Genomic DNA, 18,017 nt, shown 5'->3' on the forward strand with positions numbered 1-18,017 from the left:
CAGCTCCAGCGCCCAGCGACTAGTGAGACTTCCTTCACCTCCGTACGATAAGTCAACATCGACTCCCTCTGGTCGTCGTGTTTCCTTTATCTCCTACGGCTCAGTACAGTCCATACGTCGCTAACCGGGCGCTTGCGCTTTTGTTCAATCATGGAAAAACTTTATTCTATTCAAGAGGTTTCACAAAAACTAGGGATATCCAAGGATACACTCCGATATTATGATCGGATTGGGATCCTCTCACCTACTCGCGATGACAATATGTATCGCAAGTATTCGAGGAATGACCTCATCACTTTGATGAATATTCAAATCATGCAGTATGCCGACTTTTCTCTTGAAGAAATCAAGGAGAAATTAATTGGCATCTACAAGATGGAAACTATTGATTTCGCTTACTGTGAAGATGTTGCTTCGTTCCTCGATGCTAAAAATGCAGAAATACGGAAGAAAATTACTCATCTAGAAAAGGTCAGCCAGTTGCTCGATATGGCAGCCGAGACGTTAAGGGACTTTAATAAAGAAAGTGACCGACGATTGGCAGAATTCGTTCTTGAGCTTTACAAGGATATCCGAGAGAATGAACCAGAAATTGCTGAGGAGGGTTGTGATTATAATTAAGATTAGGAATTACTATTATCTAATTGTTGGGGTTCTTGGGATTCTGTTTGCCGTTACGCATGCTTGGAATGGACATTCTGTTGTGCTGCCTACTCTGGACATTAAGTCGATGCCTATGGAAACCCAAACGGTATTTACGTATGTTTGGCACATCATTACGGTAGAAAATCTTGTCTTCGGCATTGCATTTATTTACATGTCTTTCCAATTGGACCAACCTAAATTCCGTATTGCTGCTTGGATAATTATTTCAATTCTGATCGTCCGTCTGATTGTCATTCTAGGAGTAACTGCAATACTTGATGTTTCTGCTCTTACGGATACGATTGTAGATTCTATTGCCATCGTAATCTATATTGCCTTGATTATATTGGGCACGATAAAAAAATGAAAAGGAGGATAACTGGGGGGTTCTTGTGTTTCCATATAAGTTTAACAGAAACTTGAGAATCGCCCCGAAATTTCATGAAATTACAAATGGAGGGTTAGATAATGCAAATGCCAGTACATATTGTTGCTGCAGGGGGCTTTGTTGAAAATGACAAAGGTGAAATATTATTAGTGAAAACTCGCCGAGGTGGTCACTGGGTATTTCCAGGAGGTCAAGTGGAAGTCGGGGAGAATTTAATAGATGGGTTAGTCAGAGAAGTTAAAGAGGAAAGTGGAATTGATGTTGAGGTATCTCATTTAGTAGGAGTTTTCTCTAATACAGCAACATATCCAGGACATAGTGGAGTAAAGACAGTACCCACCAAAGTTATGTTTGATTTTGTATGCGAACCCAAGGGTGGGGAATTGGCAACTTCTGATGAAACATCAGACAGTCGTTGGGTTCGTAAAGAGGAAGTTTTGGATATGGTCTTAGCACCTGCACTACGAACACGCTACCAAGCTTATTTAGGTTATGACGGAAGTATCCATTATATGGACTATGTTACAAAGCCACAGTTTGAATTAAAGTTAGATAGAAAAATATAAGAAAACTACATTAACTATTAAACTACTTATTTCCCTTTCAACTAATGATGATAGAATGGTGGGGTCACATGAATATTAGAAGAGCTGTTCCGGAAGATGCAAGTGGTGTTGCAAAAGTTCAAGTTGACAGTTGGAAAACTACTTATAAAAATATTGTGCCTGATGAGTATTTAAACAAAATGACATATGAGAGCAGAGAACAAAAATGGAAAGAAATAATATCTGAAAAAACGGTATATGTAGCTGAAACGGATGATGGTGAAATAATTGGTTTCTCTAATGGTGGTAAAGAAAGAACAGGCAAATATCCTAATTACAACGGTGAATTATATGCAATATATATATTAGAATCCTATCAAAGAAAGGGATTAGGAAAATTATTGCTTGAACCTATCATTAAAGAACTTAAACAAAAAGGGATATATTCCATGACGGTTTTAGTGTTGGAAGAAAACGGTTCTCGATTTTTTTACGAGTCTTTAGGAGCAAAAAAGATTGATACAGTTGAAATAGATATTTTAGGTAAAAAGCTACATGAATTGGTATATGGTTGGGAAGATATTAGAACAATCGTTTGATGAGAATCTGGGGTCGATTCATTTTGTTTCCATATAAGTGAAACACGAGAACCGACCCTTTATCTCTCACGATAAGCTTCCTTAATCTCAATAAACTCCTCAATATGTGTTAAAAATATATCAATTAACTTCGGGTCAAATTGCTTTCCTTTTTGTTCCTGAAAATACGTAATGATATCATCCATTTTCCACGCTTTTTTATATACTCGGTCTGATCCTAAGGCATCAAAGACATCGACAATCGCAACAATTCTACCATAGAGGGGAATCTCTTCTCCCTTTAGGCCCCGAGGATATCCGGTCCCATCAAATCGCTCGTGGTGGGTATAGGCAATAACGGCAGCAGCTTTCATCAGGTCGCGCTTCGAATGTTTTAATAAGTCATATCCGATCGACGTATGTGCTTGGATGATTGTATATTCCTCTTCTGTTAACTTCCCTGGTTTAAGTAAGATATCATCAGAAATCGCAACTTTTCCCACATCATGCATAACGGACGCAATCTTTATTTTATTTGCTTCCTCTGATGACATCCCATGTTTTAATGCTAGTAATTTGGAGTATTCAGCTACTCTTCTTACGTGATATCCGGTTTCATTGGACCGAGATTCAATAATTTGTCCAAGCGTAAAAATAACATTACTTTGCGTAGTTTCTAATTCTTCATTTAGCGATTCAGCTTTGATATTTGCGTCAGAATACTTGACCGATATGACATATGCTTGTGCACCACAATAGGCAACTAACCCAATGGGCATCAATATCATCGTTTGAACGATTTCCTCATTATATAACAGGTCATTAATAACCGTTCCAAGTAAAATGACTAAAAAGATTCCGATGAATTTTGCACCAACCTCTTTACGTAAAATAGCCTTATATAAGATGTATAGAAGATAAGCAATGACCATCGCCACAAGAGGGTACATAATGTAAGCGGTATTCGTAAATAGGTGCACGTTAGTAAAGAAAATAAAAATTGTACAACATACAGATGTGATGAGGGCAATATAGTAGATTTGTTCTTTCCAGCGATGATTAGGAAATAGCAATGCAAAATATTTTATGAACAGTGGAATAGATACGAATATAAAACTGTAATTCAATTTTTGTACAATTCTCCAGCTTATAAAAGGGAATAAATGAAAAATATACGACTGCCCTACTAGTAAAACTCGTAACCCAATAAATAGGCAAAACAACCCAAAATATAAGAAAACCGTATCCGTCTTTCTATACCAATAAACTGTGATATGCATGAGTGCAATTGCTATAATGGCTCCAATACTAAACCATTCTAATATTAAATTGCTCTCTGTTTGTTTTTCTATTTGCGTCGGATTACCGATATATAAGGGATCAGGAATACCTGCTGAACGATTATGAAAATTAGATACCTGGATTAGAATGTCAGTTTTGGGATTGGCCACAGTAAAATAAACCGTTGTTGGAATACCCAAAGGTTCACTACTTCCCTCTGTATTACCTACCGTTCCATTTTCCAAAATGAGTTCCCCGTTGATAAAAAGTTTATAGGAATTAAATATCTGGGGAATATTCATTGCTTGAGGGCTTCCAAGGCTATGGTCTGGATAATGAATATGTAATTGATAAGTGCCATAATCAAGATTTTTCTCCCAAGTGCCTGGAACAGATATTTTTTCTGCAGGTAACTTTTCCCCCGTTTGAAAATCACTAGGTTCCACCAGCTCGTTAGGATAAAAGTGCCATTCTCCGTTTAAGCTAGTAATAGTTTCAGTGTCTAGTAATGTCAATTGACCACTTTTAATATGGGCATCTTGAACGTTCTGGCATCCTACTAAAAAGGTAATGATGATTATATAAAGTGAAAAAATGATATGATTTCGTTTCATCGTGACACCTCGGTATATGGTCATATCGGGTAGTTTTCCACAAATCGCTCAAAAGATGTGCTATGTAGGAGGAAGTGTTAATGGAAGAAATAACGCTAACAGCTAAGGATGGTTTGGAGTTGTCTGTTGCTTTATGTGAGGCTAAAAAAACGAGGGCATTAGTTCAGTTGATTCATGGTGCCAATGAACATAAAGGTAGATATTATAATTTTATGGAGTTCTTGAGGGAGAGTGGTTTTTCCGTCATCATTTCGGATAATAGGGGACATGGTGCATCGATTAATGAACAGTATCCACTCGGGTATATGAATGGGGTAGAGGAGATTATCGCGGATCAACTCCTTGTGACTAACTATATGAAAAATCGATTTCCGAACAAGGATTTATACTTGTTTGGACATTCATTGGGCTCTTTATTTGCGAGATGCTATTTACAGGAACATGATGATAAAATACAAAAACTGGTGATGAGCGGCACGGCCAATTATGTTCGGGGTGTATGGGCTGGTATTTTGCTCGGGAAGCTAGTAACACTTTTCTCTGGAAAGCACGGGTATAGTAAAATACTAAGTAATTTAAGTGGCAATAACAACGATGATTCATGGCTAAGTGCAAGTCAGACGAATATAGAAAACTACCGGAATGACCCACTATGTCAATATGATTATCAAAATGGAGCCCAGTTAACGGTGTTTATGGCTGATTACAATTTACAACGCTACCACAAATACGAGTGCAAGAATCCGAGTTTGCCGATATTAAGCGTGGTGGGGGAGGGGGATCCCATCACTGGAGGAGAAAAAGGGCTTAAGGATTCGTTTGCTTCCTTACGTAAAATAGGGTATCAGAATATTACAAGCATCGTTTATCCGGGAATGAAGCATGAAGTACTTAATGAGGATGATAATGAATTGGTGTATAAGGATATACTAGAATTTTTGTTAGGTGGTTAGGGAGCATCATTTTCATGTAATGAATAGTAAATTACATAGTTCAACATTTTATGTATGCTTTTACCGTATCCTTAATCAGCAAAGAAGTACATATATATGATATTATATAAGAATTTTTAATGAATTCACTGTTTAGATTATAAAACGATGGAAATATAATTCTGAGGGTATGACCCAGGACTGTCTTCATTGAATATAAAAAGTTAAAAAAGTGTTAAATAGTTAACAGCTTTTTCATGAAATCCCTGTTATAGTTAAAGCATAGTAACAAACCCAAGCAAAAAGTTAAGGAATAGGGAACTGTTTCTGTATTAGGATTTATATTTTTTTTGAATATGAATGTGAAACACTTCACAATAATATGATGCAAAAGTTAGTTCCCGTACTGAAAGACTTAGCGAGTATTCTATATCGCGTTTGAGATTATTTATTTTTTTACTTTTATTTGTGAAACATCTCACATTAATATCTAGTATAATTGGTATAACCAATTCTAAATGATGTTAAGTTGTGAATATATTCACATATAAAGGTTAACTATCAGCCTTCAAAAATATAGTCATGACTAAAGGAAATTTAAAGAAACCTAGAAGACCTGGAGGAACCTTATGTTACTAAAGAATAAATTTTTGCAGCTACCTCATCAAATCGAGAAATTACAGCGTGGTCAGGTTATTTATCATCAAGGATCTAAAATTGATAAAGTTGGGTTTATCTTAGAAGGTGTTCTGAAATGTGCTAACTATACGAACTCCGGCGATGAAGTTAATCCTCATTATTTTTATGAGGGAGATATCTTTCCTGAATATTTGTTACTAGCAGGGGAGAGTGAATATATTTACACATTAGTTGCAGAGAAACGATCCACAGTTATCTTAGTAGATTTTCAATGGTTTAAAAATGTTATCTTTTCTGATATAGAATGGTGCCAAATTTTAATTGGCTGTTTGGCCAAACGAGGATTGATGGCAGAGAAATGGAAATTATGTAATTGTTACGGCGACTTACGAACGAAGATTGCTTACATGTTGTTGGAGATATACGGTGTTTCCGATGAAGATTGGACTGAATTAAAAGATAATCAACGCATTATCTCCAGCAAGTTAGAAGTATCCCGTACCGCCTATAATCAGGAAATGTGCAAGCTTGAAAAAGAAAATGTAATCGAAAGAAATAAATCTAAGATAAAAATCGTCAACCGTGCGAAGTTAGAAGCTTATTTATAAGTGAAAAATCTAGAAGAAGTAGGTGTAAGTGAATGAGGAAATATGATTTAGTAGTGATTGGTGCCGGTCCAGCTGGGATGACAGCAGCCATTTATGGTGTACGAGCTAATCTGAAGGTACTAATGCTTGAGAAATTAGCTCCAGGTGGACAAATGATTAATACGAATGAAATTGAAAATTACCCTGGAGCCGGTAAAGTAAACGGTTCTGAATTAGCCTTACAGATGTTTGAGCATGCGCAAGAATTAGGGGTGGAATTTGATTATAAAACCGTAACTAAAATTGAAAGTATAGAAGATAGTAAACGAATTTACACCGAAGAAGATGACGAGGTTATTGAAGCTTTAACGATTATTGTAGCGACAGGGACCCGTCCAAGAACATTAAACATTCCTGGCGAGGAAGAATTTAAAGGCTCTGCAATTAGCTGGTGCGCTATTTGTGATGGGGCGAAATACCGTGATAAAGATGTCGTCGTCATCGGAGGCGGGAATAGTGCCGTCGATGAAGGAACTTATTTAGCGACAATTGCTAAATCATTAACGATTATTACTGATTTGGAATTAACGGCTGATCCTGTTTCCTGCGATTATTTACGGTCACTACCCAATGTAAACGTATTTCCTTATAAACGAGTCGTAGAGTTTGTAGGGAAAGGAGGGGAATTCACAGGCATCAAATTTGTAGATAAAGAAACAGGAGAGAACGAGCAAGTTATCGAATGTGATGGTGTCTTTGAATATATAGGGGCGATTCCTTATACCGATTTTCTTGAAAAAACAACGATTCTTGGAAGTGGTGGTTTCCTAGAAGTAAATGAGCGAATGGAGACAACAATCCCTGGAGTATTTGGCGCTGGCGACTGTAATAGTAAACATTTGCGCCAAGTCGTAACAGCAACTGCAGATGGTGCCATTGCAGCTCAAGAAGCAAGTGCCTATATTAAAGCATTAAGAAGAAAAGAAGTTTAATAGGAGGAATTACTATGTTAAAAGAATTAGTCAAAGAAGAATTTACACAAGATATAGCAAAAGGTGCTGTTTTAGTTGATTTCTATTCATCTACTTGTAGTCCATGTAAAATGCTTGCCTTCATTTTAAAAGATATTGAAAAAACATTGGGCGATCAAGTAACGATTATTAAAGTGAATTTTGAAGAAAATCCAGATTTGATTGAAGAACATAAAGTGGAAGGTTACCCAACATTAGTGATGTTTAAAGATGGGGAAGAACTATCTAGAAAATCAGGGTTACAACAGAAACCAGTAATCATAAAAATGATTGAGGAGGCTTTATAATATGACAGCTACAATGGTCAAAGAAAAAATCGGTTATCAATTCCAAGAGCACTTAATCGAGAAACAAGCAAAAGCAGAGTATGCGATGTTAAATGAGTTTGCAAAAGGTGAATTTACAATGGAAAATCCATTAATTAAATATAATCCGTACATTGTAAATGACTTAGCAGCCGTGATCTTGTTTAGAACGGAAGAGGAAACAGCGATTACTGTTCGGGTAAAAGGGAAAACAAAAGAAGGGGATTTTTATCATACTTTCCCTCGAGCGAAAGAACATGTCCTTCCAATTGTCGGTTTATATAGTGATTATGAGAATAAAATTGAAGTATATCCATATCAACAATCAGATAAAAAAGTGGTTCATACGATAAAAACACCGGAAGTGGCTGGTGCAAAACTAGTAGAATCAATGGATACAACACCGGAATTTATGCAGGATAATGTTATCTTCCTCTGTCCGGCCGTGAATGACTTTGCGATTGCAGTTGATTATGCAGGAGATGTACGGTTAAACTATACGGTTCCAATGGTTTGGGATATTAAACGAAATCCTAATGGGAATCTTCTCCTTGGATCCCAACGGTTAATGAAAATGCCATACTTTGTGTCAGGAATCTATGAAATGAGCCCAGTTGGGAAAATTTACAAAGAATACCGTGTGCCACATGGCTATCATCATGACCAAATTACATTACCAAATGGTGATATTGTCGCACTAAACTGTGACTTAGACAATGGGACAGTGGAAGACAAAGCGGTTGTGATTGATAAAGATACAGGACATGTGAAACGTACCATTACATTTTCAAACTTTATTAAGCCAGGTTCCCAAAAGTCTGGTTCATGGTCTGATGAAGACTGGTTCCACTGTAATGCGGTTTGGTATGATGAACATTCCAACTCGTTAACATTCTCAGGTCGTCACATCAACGCGATGGTTAATATTGATTTTGATACCGAAGAATTGAATTGGATTATCTCTGACCCAGAAGGCTGGCCAGAAGAATATCAACAATATATGTTTAAGCCAGTAGGTGACGGGGACTTTGAATGGCAGTATGAACAACATGCCAACTTAATTACACCGTTAGGCGATGTGATGTGTTTTGATAATCACCATTTTGGAGCACAAAATCCGGATAACTATCTAGCAGCAAATGACTCTTACTCTCGTGGCGTGAAGTATCGTATTGATACAGAAAAAATGGAAATTGAGCAATTATGGCAATATGGAAAAGAACGTGGCAAGGAATTCTTCTCCCCATATATTTGTAATGTGTTGTACTATAATGAAGGGCATTACTTAACCCATTCAGGTGGGATTGCCTTTGATGGGGAAGGAAATGCATCAGAAGAATTAGGTCCATTCGCTCAACTCGATGATCCAAATGTGAAACTAAATTCGATTACAGTAGAAACGATTAACGACAAGAAAATGCTAGAATTAAAGGTGAACTCTAATTACTATCGTGCGAATAAATTCACCCTCTATGCAAAAGACGGTAATAATCTTTCTCTTGGAAAAGGACAACTTTTAGGTTCATTAGGAGAAACACCGCAAATGGATTATGATATTCCAGCAGAGGATACAGGGGAAATGTTACCAGCGAAACATGAAGCTCATATTACCGATGAAGTGGATATGTTTACTTTTGAATCTAAATTCGAAAAAGGACAACTCGTTATGTTGCTGCTAGAATCCGATCAAGAGACTCGTAGATATTTCATCTCTACTTCGAAAGGAAAACGTGGCGCAATGTGTACTGGAACCTTCTTACCAGATGACGACCGTGATACAAGAACGATTGTCACCAAAGAAGGATTACATGGGGAATATCAAGTGAAACTCATTATTGATGGAATGAAATATGATACAGGTATTACCATTAGAGCATAAAAAAGCTTAGAGTGATTTTGGGTTGGTGGGAAGCTGGGACAAAACTTTGATAGAAATACAATTACCCAGCCTCCCCCTCCATCACTGAACATCAAGAATCAAGCTAAATCTTATCTAATGAAGATTAAACGCCGAGTCGTTTAATGACTTCAGAAGGAGTAAATGATGAAAAGTAAGATAATCACATTATTAATTATTGGACTTGCTACTTGGTTAGCTACATTTATTGGTGGAACTGTTTTTCCACTTTTAGGAACTGCGATTTCTGCAATTATATTAGGTATGATTATTCGACACACCCCACCAATATATAACCTGCTTGATAAAGCTACCAATAAATTTATTACGTCCTATGTCTTAAAAGGCGGAATTGTTTTATTAGGTTTTACGTTGTCCCTACAAATATTAAATAAAGTAGGAATGTTGCTTATCGTTGTTATGGCCACTGTTATTCTCGGATCAATTGTAACAAGTATCCTAATCAATAAATTTGTCAAAGCAAATAATAAATTGAGTTTAATGATCGGGATTGGAACATCGATTTGTGGGGGATCCGCGATTGTAGCTTCTGCACCTATTATCGAAGCAGAAGATGAAGATGTTGCAGTAGCGATTACGACGATGTTTGTTTTTTCCATGACGGCCTTGGTCATTTTACCGATCATTGGTACGTTGTTTAATTTCTCGGATCATTTTTACGGAGTAGTTGCAGGTCTTGCGGTAAATGATACACCATCTGTTCTTGCAACGGCTTTTAGTTGGAGTGATGAAGCAGGCGAAATTGCTACCATTGTAAAAGTAGCTAAAACACTATTCATTATTCCTATCACACTTGGTCTTGTTTATTTGAAAATTCTTCAACAACGAAAAAATGCGGTTACCAATGACTCACCTAAGGTAGGAATTACGTGGGCTCAAATTAAAAGTGTCATCCCGATGTTCGTCGTTTACTTTACATTGGCATTCATCATCGCAAGTGTTGTAGCAATCCCTGCCGAAGTTACAAGTTTCATTAAGGATACAAGTAAATTAATGTTTACCTTTGCCCTTGTTGCCATCGGTTTAGGTGTTCATGTGAAACAGATTAAAAAGGCTGGCATAAAACCAATTCTAATCGGTGCAGCTTGTAGCTTTGTCGTAATTGGTATTAGTGTTGCTTCGGTGATGGTGATTTACTAGAAACTCAGATTTAAGGATTTTGTATGAGAGGGTGGGATTGTAAAGTTCCACCCAACTATAACGTTTATATTTGTTTTATTTTTTTTAGTATAACAAGTGAAATGGTGAGCAAGTGGATAGTCTATTGTTGATTTTAGAAATATTCACATATGAAGTGTTGATCAGTTCACCTAAGGCATTTTGGGTACTTCATTTCTACAGGTGGTTTGGGTAAGTGAATAAGGAGGATACATCATGACGAGACATTCGGATAGAGGTAAGATTGGGTTATTTGGCGCAGTTAATATTGCGATTGGTTCTTTGCTTGGGGCTGCGATTTATATTGTTCTACCTGATATGGTAGGGGAGGTAGGAAGCGCAACTTTTCTCGCATTCCTTCTTGGTGCATTACCCGCCCTGTTTTGTAGTGTGTATTATATCCAGTTAAATGCTACTTTCCCATCATCAGGTGGAACTTATTACTTTTCCAAGCGATTGCTAGGGCCTTATGCGGGATTTGTCGCAAGCGTTAGTTTAATCTTTGGAATCATTGGTGGGATTGCGATGCTTGCCCATGGTTTTTCACAATATTTTTCGATTTACTTTCCTACTATTCCAAATGAACTAGTAATACTCGCTGTTGTTGCAACTTTTCTCATTCTTAACACGATCGGAATTCAAACAGTACATGTTATTCAAAGTATGATGGTAGTATTTATTCTCTTCGTCATGGTGTCCTTTATTGTTCCAGGATTAGTTTTTAAAGTAAGTAGTTCCGGATTTGAAGCTGTTAATGAATTTTTACCTGGTGGAGGAAAATCTTTATTCTCTGCATCTGTAACCGCATTTTTAGCTTATGGAACATTTGTCTTCATATCTTCCTTAGGGAGTAAAATTAAAAACCCGAGACGAAACACGCCATTAGCTATGATGATTGCCTTAATCACCGTGATTCTCTTATATATGGGTATCGCTTATACAGCAACTCTAGTCGCACCTGCGGAAATGATCCGTCAGTCAACGACGGCCCTTCCAGATATTGCCGCGTTATATCTGCCATCCTTTTTAGTTCCACTCGTTGGAATTAGTGGGTTACTGGCAATTGCGTCGACCTTAAATATATCGTTTACAGTTGTAGCCACTGAATTGCAAAGAATCAGTGAAGAAGGCTATGTGATGAAGTTCCTAGCAAAGCCGCATAAGAAATATAATACACCGGTGAGAAGTCTGTTTGTTTGTGGAACTTTAGGATTGCTTTTAGTCTATTCTGGATTAGGTCCGGACGTCTTTATCCATATCATCGTATCCGGAACATTATTAAGCACCTTTATTACAGCAATTGCAGCATTACGCCTAAAAACGAAGGCTGCTAAAGAATATGAAAATGCCCTAATGCATATTCCATCCTGGCTTCTATATCCGGCAACGATCATCGGTGGCCTATTAAGTATCGGATATGCGATGTATATATTTTACACCTACCCTGTAATTGGTGGATTGTTTATCGTATCTCTAATCGTCATGAGTGGATTTTACTTTGTTAATCAGAAAGTTAATGTAGTTGCAGAGGTGAAAGTAGTAGAAGAGGTAAAGGAACCGTTGGAAGCGTAGTTTGGGGGTGACTTGGGGACAGGAACTATGTCCCGCTTTCAAAAAGTGCATTTTTGAAGGTCCTTTTTTGTACAGAGGTGACTGTTTTCTGTTAAAAGGGGATGTCAGCATTAATGGCATCCCCTAATGTGAATAGTAGTAGAATTCATAAATAAGTGGAGCTAAGCTAGATGTTCCATTCTTTCCCATCTAACAGATTTGCAATATCTTGAAGGTCCATGTCCTCTTTATAACCCTCGATGTCTATTAAATCAATATAACGACTCCCCATTAATCCACCTTTTGAGGCCTTTTTATAGTTTGTTTTTACGTATTGTTTAACTACAAAAAATCGACGTGGTTCATCTTCGGGGTATCCATATTTTTCTTTTGCTTCTAGTGTCAGTTTTCTAATGTTATCTTCTAAATTCTCAGTAGGTTGACCTTCAATGATGTCAAATAAAAGGAATTCATCATTTCTCTCATCATACTCAACATCCACGACACAACATACTTCACCAATAGCGCGAATTGATTTGTTTTGATACAAGCCCAAATACCTTGTGTTTTGGTAACCGCGATCTCTTGGGTGGAAATATAGTCTATATTCTAAATTTTTCTGTAATGTTTTACCTGTTAAAACGACACGTATTTTTGTGTCAAAGTTGTCTAGGAGATTGGATTCCCTGCAGAAAGCTTCGTAATCATCGATTAAAGCCCTCATTTCTAGGTCATATTCCTGAAGAATTTCTTTGAAAAAGCTGCAAATTTCTTTAAAGGTAATGGATGCAAAGATAATTTCTTTATCATATGTATCATTAAAGTCATTTAATTCGTTTATAATTTCTTGATGGTAGGTATGGGGGACTTTTTCTTTATTAATCAAAAGAAAAATTTGTTTATTTTCGTTACCAAAGGCCTGCCAGTGATTTTTAATTTGATTGATGTCTTCTTGACCGTATAGTTTAGTTTCAATTACTACTTTAAAACTTTCTTGCTCAATCATCCATCAGGTATACTGCTTGTAGCACGTTCCTGTTGTTTAAATTGAACCGTGGTATCAAGTTCAATGCCGCTTTCTTCAAGTATGTTGTTTGTAAAACTCATAAATTTTTGCGGACTATTCTGATACAGGCGGCTGAATAGGAGCAAGGTATTATTTGTAGTCATATTTTCTTTTTGCGAATACCTCGGAAAGTAATGAATATTAGCCAAATGAATCCCACCCTTTTCTTTGTAATTCTATGAATATTGTAAGACAAAGAGATATGAAAGTAGCATACATAGTTTCTATTATATATTTTAACACAATTATATGGGGTATTTGAACGTTATTTATACACAACTAGAGGGCATGCAGTTTGTTGGATGGGGGGGTGTTCTTGTGGAATTGATGGATAATAGTTAGAAAAATATGTGAATATATTAATATCTGGTACACTAATAATTAGGAGAAAATAAGAATAATACAATGAAGTACATGATGGCATGATACTTCCACCTACTTTAAGTTAATATTTGCTGTAATTAACTAATAGCTTACTGAATTTCTAGATGAAAGGGGAAAGGGACTATGTACATTTTAAACAACAACAAAGTAGAAAAAATAGACGCTGTTACTTTCTCAGAACTTTCCATGACAGAAAGTGACCTCGAAGAAATTGTTCGAAACAGTATCGACATGATATGTGATGATGAAGAATCCATGCTAATAGTGGGGCAGCAGGTAAGAAATGAAAAGAATGGTCGAAGTGATCTTACTGCGATTGATAATAATGGAAACATTGTACTAATTGAAATCAAACGAGATCGGCGTGATATTGAGAGTAGAAAGGAAGCTTTTGAGTTTCAAGCTATCCGCTATGCTGCAAGTTATGCAACAATTGAAAATCCTGATGAACTGGTGAAAAAAGTATATGCACCTTATATTGAAAAGCACCGAGATGAGTTTGAACTTGGTGAGCTTACTTCCTATGAATTAGGAATTCGTAAATTAAACGAGTTTCTAAGTGTTAACGAAGCGGAGAATAATTTTAATAAGAAACAGAAGATTGTTTTGGTTGCATCAGACTTTGATGAGCAAACACTTTCGGCTGTTTCTTGGTTGAATAGTAATAATGTAGATATGAGTTGTTATAAACTTATCCCGTATAAGGTAAATGACACTGTATATTTACTTACTGAGAAATTATTGCCTGTTACAAATTATGTCGATTATTATGTGAATCTTATGGATAAAAACTTGCCTGCGACTGTGAAGCGAACAAAAACTGGTGGGACTCGCCGCTCATTGCCTAAAATTGATGCTATGTTAGAGTGGGGAGTTGTGAAAGCGGGAGATGGTATTGTTGCAAAAGATAGGGAGAATGAAGGTGTTCTTTTAGCAAATGGAAATATCCTGGCAGATGATATAGAACAGTCTATGCAGGCGTGGTTAAAGGAGATTTATGGTTGGTCTAGTGTTCAGACGTATGTGTTTGCGATACATAAGGAGAGTGGGAAGTCGCTTTCTAAGATAAGGGAGGAGTATATGGAGCAACAGGAGGAAAATGGATAAGTTCTAAAGAAGTACCACCTAATATGTGCTTGATAAATTCAAATGTTAGGTTAAGGGGTAGAGAGAAATCATAAACGTGGAATCATTTGGAGGGATGGAAATGGCTGAAGTAAACCAAGAGGAAAGAGCTTATGGGGCATGGGATATACTAATTTCTCGTGCAATAAATAGAAAAACGATTACATATAAGGAATTAGGAGATGCATTAGGAGTTCATCATCGAGCTTGTAGGTATTTTTTAGGATTGATACAGGACTTTTGTTTAAATGAGAAATTACCACCATTAACAATATTAGTAGTAAACAGAAATGGTGATATTGGACAGGGTTTTACTGCATGGGATGTGAATAACATTAAAGAAGGTCTAGAAAAGGTTTATTCTTATAACTGGAACAATATATATAACCCGTTTGAATATGCGAGTAATGGTGAAACGAAAGATGGAATAGCTAGAAAGTTAATAAATAAAGAAGTTGACAAAAAGGAACTCTATGCAAGGGTAAAGGTAAGAGGAGTCGCTCAATCTATATTTCGAAAGGCATTGCTAGAAGCATATAATTATAGATGTGCTTTTTGTAGAACTAGAATAGAAGTTTTGTTGGAAGCAGCACATATTATACCTTGGTCTAAGAGTAGCGAAGAACAAAAACTAGATGTTAACAATGGTATCTTGCTCTGTAGTAACCACCATAAACTATTCGATGCAGGGCTTATTAATATTGATAAGGATTATAGAATTCATGCGGATCCAACTATAAAAACAAAATTAATAGGTAGAAAGATGAGACTACCAGAGGATGAAAGGTTGCACCCGTCAAAAGAATCCCTTGTAAAGAGACTGCAACTTATTTAGAAGAATAAATTATTTGTATAGTCATGTACTCAAAGATGTATTTATATTTATTGCAAATTGTAAAAAGAAGGAATTTAGAAGGGTGTAACTTGTTTGGCAACTATTATTAGAATCGATACTATACACATTAGCAAATTCTGAGAAAGGAGGTCTTTAATTATGAATGAAAGGTTTCCTGATGTTGACTGGTATTGTGATCGTTGCGATTCACACTTAAATAATCAGTCTAATTTCGATGATAATAAATACCTTTGGAAATGCACGGAATGTGGACATAAAAACAGTATTTCAAGCACCAATATATATGATTCTAAAAAAGATTATTGGAGTGGCAATAGGTAGTAAAGATATATTGTATAAGGAGTATGAGTTATGTATTGATACCAAAAGCAGCCAAGAATTTCAGTAGAAAAAGTTTTTTGTCGAAGTTAGTTAGTTATAAAGGGGTGAATTTATATGTTTTTGCCTACAATCTATTGGCAAGATGGTAAAAGAACTAAGCAGTTTTTGGAGATGTTAGTAGACGATTTGATGATTGATTATAGTATTACTCAACAAAGTGGAAAATCTAGTAATATAGATTTAGGAGCTAATACTGCAAAGGTTTTGGCTAAATATCGTAGTGGTTCTGAAAATATACAACAAATTGAGGGGAAAGTCAGCAAGTCGGATTCGGCCTTATTTAAAGATTTGTATACGATAATGGAAGAAAAAGGAATGATTCAAAAATTAATTGGGTTCGATGAGAGTATATGGAACCAATTAAAGTTGGGAGAGTTTGTTGAATTAACAGGTGAGTTCAAACAATCACCAGCCGAATTAGTATTTTCAAGTATGATGGATATGCTCGAGCAATTTAAAGGTTTTTTTGAGAGTGCAGAGACTAAAGAAGAATTTGATCTTGCGTCATCGGTGCTTAGATTTAAAAAAGCTACAATTATTATTCAACCTTATATTGATGAAGAAACAAATTATAAATTCTTCACTTCTTTAGATACAGACAATTTTGTAGAGGATAGATATGATTTAGAAGGAGAATTTACAATTCTAGCGAAAATAAAAAGAATATATAAACCTCACCAAAAAATCGATCTAGTAAAATTTTTACCGGGAAAACTAAAAGTTAATAAAAAACAACTTCTTACATTTCTACCTGAAATACAAAAGAGCGATGAGATATTGTTTGAAGTGGATGACATTAATGAAGAGTCCTTTGAAATAAAAGGGCCTGTAATCGAATTAACACCTATTGCTATTTATCAAGAATAGTTTGACATAAGAGTTTCTAAGAGTAAAAACTTATTATAAGGTATTGACAGATATATCGCAACTCTTATTTATGATCCAATTTGTATGTATTTCCTTAAAGGCGCGTATATATAAAATATTTTGAAGAATATTAGTTTTTGTTTTTTAGTCTAGTTGTTCTAAACGAACAAAAAAGAAGAAGTTTCTATTCGGAACTTCTTCTTTTTTAGTTAGAATTTCAAAATTCTGTATTGTGACATTTACTATGAAGACTATAAAATAAAAAGATGGAAAATAAGTTAATAAATTCAATTTTATTTTCCTAATCATTTTAGATTAAGTAACATCCCCCTCAACTCCTCAATCCCATAAGCCGGCTTCCTCCTGTGTAACATCGCATGACAATTCGGGCAGACTGGGCGTAGGTCTTTGATAGGATCCACCTTATACTCCTTACCAATTGAGCTTAATTCGGTTAAATGATGTACATGAATAAAATCTTTGCCAATCTCACCATATAACTCGTAGAAGTTAAAGTCGCAAACGGTGCAGTTGTAACCATAATGGTCTAAACATCTTTTTCTTGCTAGAAGATTTCGTTCATAAGCATTGACTGTCACCTGCTTCTTTGCACCTTCTAATATTACCTCATCTAAAGCAAACTCCCCAGGTAGAGTTTCTTTTTCAAGCAAGCTAATAGTCTCATAACCTCCAATTAAATCAGTAATTGTATGGAAAGTTAATGGATTCAATGGCATAGTGGATGCTTGTTGGCCTCTAACTAAATGTTGATCATACGCATCCGCGGGGAGGTCTAATTCCTCTAATAGAACTGGGTTATCTAATAACGTTTTAACGTAACGGATAGGGACTCTATATTTTTCTTTGTCTCCATCACTTTCTTCTGCCCAATATCCTTTTTTCGTACTTTTCATTAGTTTAGGTTCACCTAGTATTTCAACGATTGCATATACGCCACTTTGAAGGCGATTTCTACCTGCAAGTTCTTTCAAAGTTCGTTTGTCACGCCCAACTCTAATAACTCCAAAATGCCCTTCTTTAAAATAATTACGATGAAAGTCAGAAATAGAGAAGGTATCTTCGGTTTCTCCAGAACGGATAAAGTCGTCGATATACCACCTTTTTGGATTACAATAAAATGTCCAATAACCAGTAGGCTCCTTCAA

18 protein-coding genes are annotated in these 18,017 nt (G+C 36.0%); 14 read left to right on the plus strand and 4 right to left on the minus strand.

Going from position 1 to position 18,017, the window contains the following annotated elements; all coding sequences use genetic code 11:
- Nucleotides 1–150 precede the first annotated feature (150 nt).
- The 4 genes from BUB12_RS11580 (at nucleotide 151) to BUB12_RS11595 (ending at nucleotide 2,177) form a co-directional block, all read left to right on the plus strand.
- Nucleotides 151–621 (plus strand): MerR family transcriptional regulator, encoded by a 471-nt coding sequence (locus BUB12_RS11580; protein WP_072891069.1) that lies wholly within the window; start codon nucleotides 151–153, stop codon nucleotides 619–621.
- A complete protein-coding gene (locus tag BUB12_RS11585) occupies nucleotides 608–1,012 on the plus strand; it encodes a hypothetical protein (protein WP_072891071.1) in 405 nt (134 codons plus the stop codon). The genes BUB12_RS11580 and BUB12_RS11585 overlap by 14 nt, the downstream gene beginning before the upstream one ends.
- Before the next feature lie 101 nt (nucleotides 1,013–1,113).
- Nucleotides 1,114–1,599 carry an NUDIX hydrolase gene (locus BUB12_RS11590; protein ID WP_072891072.1) on the plus strand — a complete coding sequence of 162 codons (486 nt, stop codon included), beginning with the start codon at nucleotides 1,114–1,116 and terminating at the stop codon, nucleotides 1,597–1,599.
- Nucleotides 1,600–1,667: 68 nt separating this feature from the next.
- On the plus strand, nucleotides 1,668–2,177 hold the full coding sequence (locus tag BUB12_RS11595) for a GNAT family N-acetyltransferase (RefSeq protein WP_072891074.1): 510 nt from the start codon (nucleotides 1,668–1,670) through the stop codon (nucleotides 2,175–2,177).
- Between the two features lie 59 nt (nucleotides 2,178–2,236).
- On the opposite strand, the gene BUB12_RS17875 is transcribed toward BUB12_RS11595, so the two are convergent.
- Nucleotides 2,237–4,051, minus strand: a complete 1,815-nt coding sequence (locus tag BUB12_RS17875) for an HD domain-containing phosphohydrolase (RefSeq protein WP_072891076.1) — start codon at nucleotides 4,049–4,051, stop codon at nucleotides 2,237–2,239.
- A gap of 80 nt (nucleotides 4,052–4,131) precedes the next feature.
- Between BUB12_RS17875 and BUB12_RS11605 the strand changes: the two genes are divergently transcribed.
- From BUB12_RS11605 to BUB12_RS11635, 7 genes are all read left to right on the plus strand, one after another.
- Nucleotides 4,132–5,004 (plus strand): alpha/beta hydrolase, encoded by an 873-nt coding sequence (locus BUB12_RS11605; protein ID WP_072891077.1) that lies wholly within the window; start codon nucleotides 4,132–4,134, stop codon nucleotides 5,002–5,004.
- Between the two features lie 608 nt (nucleotides 5,005–5,612).
- Complete coding sequence (locus BUB12_RS11610; protein WP_072891079.1) at nucleotides 5,613–6,230, plus strand: Crp/Fnr family transcriptional regulator; 618 nt, start codon at nucleotides 5,613–5,615, stop codon at nucleotides 6,228–6,230.
- A 32-nt stretch (nucleotides 6,231–6,262) separates the two neighbouring features.
- Nucleotides 6,263–7,201 (plus strand): NAD(P)/FAD-dependent oxidoreductase, encoded by a 939-nt coding sequence (locus BUB12_RS11615; protein ID WP_072891081.1) that lies wholly within the window; start codon nucleotides 6,263–6,265, stop codon nucleotides 7,199–7,201.
- 14 nt (nucleotides 7,202–7,215) lie between these two features.
- Nucleotides 7,216–7,527 (plus strand): thioredoxin family protein, encoded by a 312-nt coding sequence (locus BUB12_RS11620; protein WP_072891083.1) that lies wholly within the window; start codon nucleotides 7,216–7,218, stop codon nucleotides 7,525–7,527.
- 1 nt (nucleotide 7,528) lies between these two features.
- A complete protein-coding gene (locus tag BUB12_RS11625) occupies nucleotides 7,529–9,424 on the plus strand; it encodes an aryl-sulfate sulfotransferase (RefSeq protein WP_200801061.1) in 1,896 nt (631 codons plus the stop codon).
- Nucleotides 9,425–9,589: 165 nt separating this feature from the next.
- The gene (locus tag BUB12_RS11630; protein WP_072891084.1) at nucleotides 9,590–10,603 is read left to right on the plus strand and encodes a YeiH family protein; all 1,014 of its coding nucleotides are present in this window, start codon (nucleotides 9,590–9,592) and stop codon (nucleotides 10,601–10,603) included.
- A 234-nt stretch (nucleotides 10,604–10,837) separates the two neighbouring features.
- On the plus strand, nucleotides 10,838–12,193 hold the full coding sequence (locus tag BUB12_RS11635; protein ID WP_072891086.1) for an APC family permease: 1,356 nt from the start codon (nucleotides 10,838–10,840) through the stop codon (nucleotides 12,191–12,193).
- Between the two features lie 166 nt (nucleotides 12,194–12,359).
- Here the strand turns inward: BUB12_RS11635 and BUB12_RS11640 are convergent, their stop codons facing one another.
- Together BUB12_RS11640 and BUB12_RS11645 are read right to left on the minus strand one after the other, a co-directional pair.
- Complete coding sequence (locus BUB12_RS11640; RefSeq protein WP_072891087.1) at nucleotides 12,360–13,178, minus strand: hypothetical protein; 819 nt, start codon at nucleotides 13,176–13,178, stop codon at nucleotides 12,360–12,362.
- Complete coding sequence (locus tag BUB12_RS11645; RefSeq protein ID WP_072891089.1) at nucleotides 13,175–13,387, minus strand: hypothetical protein; 213 nt, start codon at nucleotides 13,385–13,387, stop codon at nucleotides 13,175–13,177. Before BUB12_RS11645 ends, BUB12_RS11640 begins: the two co-directional genes overlap by 4 nt.
- Nucleotides 13,388–13,745: 358 nt before the next feature.
- On the opposite strand from BUB12_RS11645, the gene BUB12_RS11650 reads away from it, so the two are divergent.
- The 3 genes from BUB12_RS11650 to BUB12_RS11665 all read left to right on the plus strand — a co-directional run bounded on the left by BUB12_RS11650 (nucleotide 13,746) and on the right by BUB12_RS11665 (nucleotide 16,851).
- Nucleotides 13,746–14,729 carry a hypothetical protein gene (locus BUB12_RS11650; protein WP_072891090.1) on the plus strand — a complete coding sequence of 328 codons (984 nt, stop codon included), beginning with the start codon at nucleotides 13,746–13,748 and terminating at the stop codon, nucleotides 14,727–14,729.
- A gap of 100 nt (nucleotides 14,730–14,829) precedes the next feature.
- Nucleotides 14,830–15,582 (plus strand): HNH endonuclease, encoded by a 753-nt coding sequence (locus BUB12_RS11655; RefSeq protein WP_072891092.1) that lies wholly within the window; start codon nucleotides 14,830–14,832, stop codon nucleotides 15,580–15,582.
- Nucleotides 15,583–16,038: 456 nt separating this feature from the next.
- A complete protein-coding gene (locus BUB12_RS11665) occupies nucleotides 16,039–16,851 on the plus strand; it encodes a DUF6414 family protein (protein ID WP_072891095.1) in 813 nt (270 codons plus the stop codon).
- Nucleotides 16,852–17,156: 305 nt separating this feature from the next.
- Here the strand turns inward: BUB12_RS11665 and BUB12_RS17720 are convergent, their stop codons facing one another.
- Nucleotides 17,157–18,017: an EVE domain-containing protein gene (locus BUB12_RS17720; protein ID WP_159431578.1), complete on the minus strand. Its 861-nt coding sequence runs from the start codon at nucleotides 18,015–18,017 to the stop codon at nucleotides 17,157–17,159.

Origin of the sequence: Ornithinibacillus halophilus (assembly GCF_900129485.1) — a bacterium.
GTDB classification, from domain to species: Bacteria; Bacillota; Bacilli; order Bacillales; family Amphibacillaceae; genus Ornithinibacillus; species Ornithinibacillus halophilus.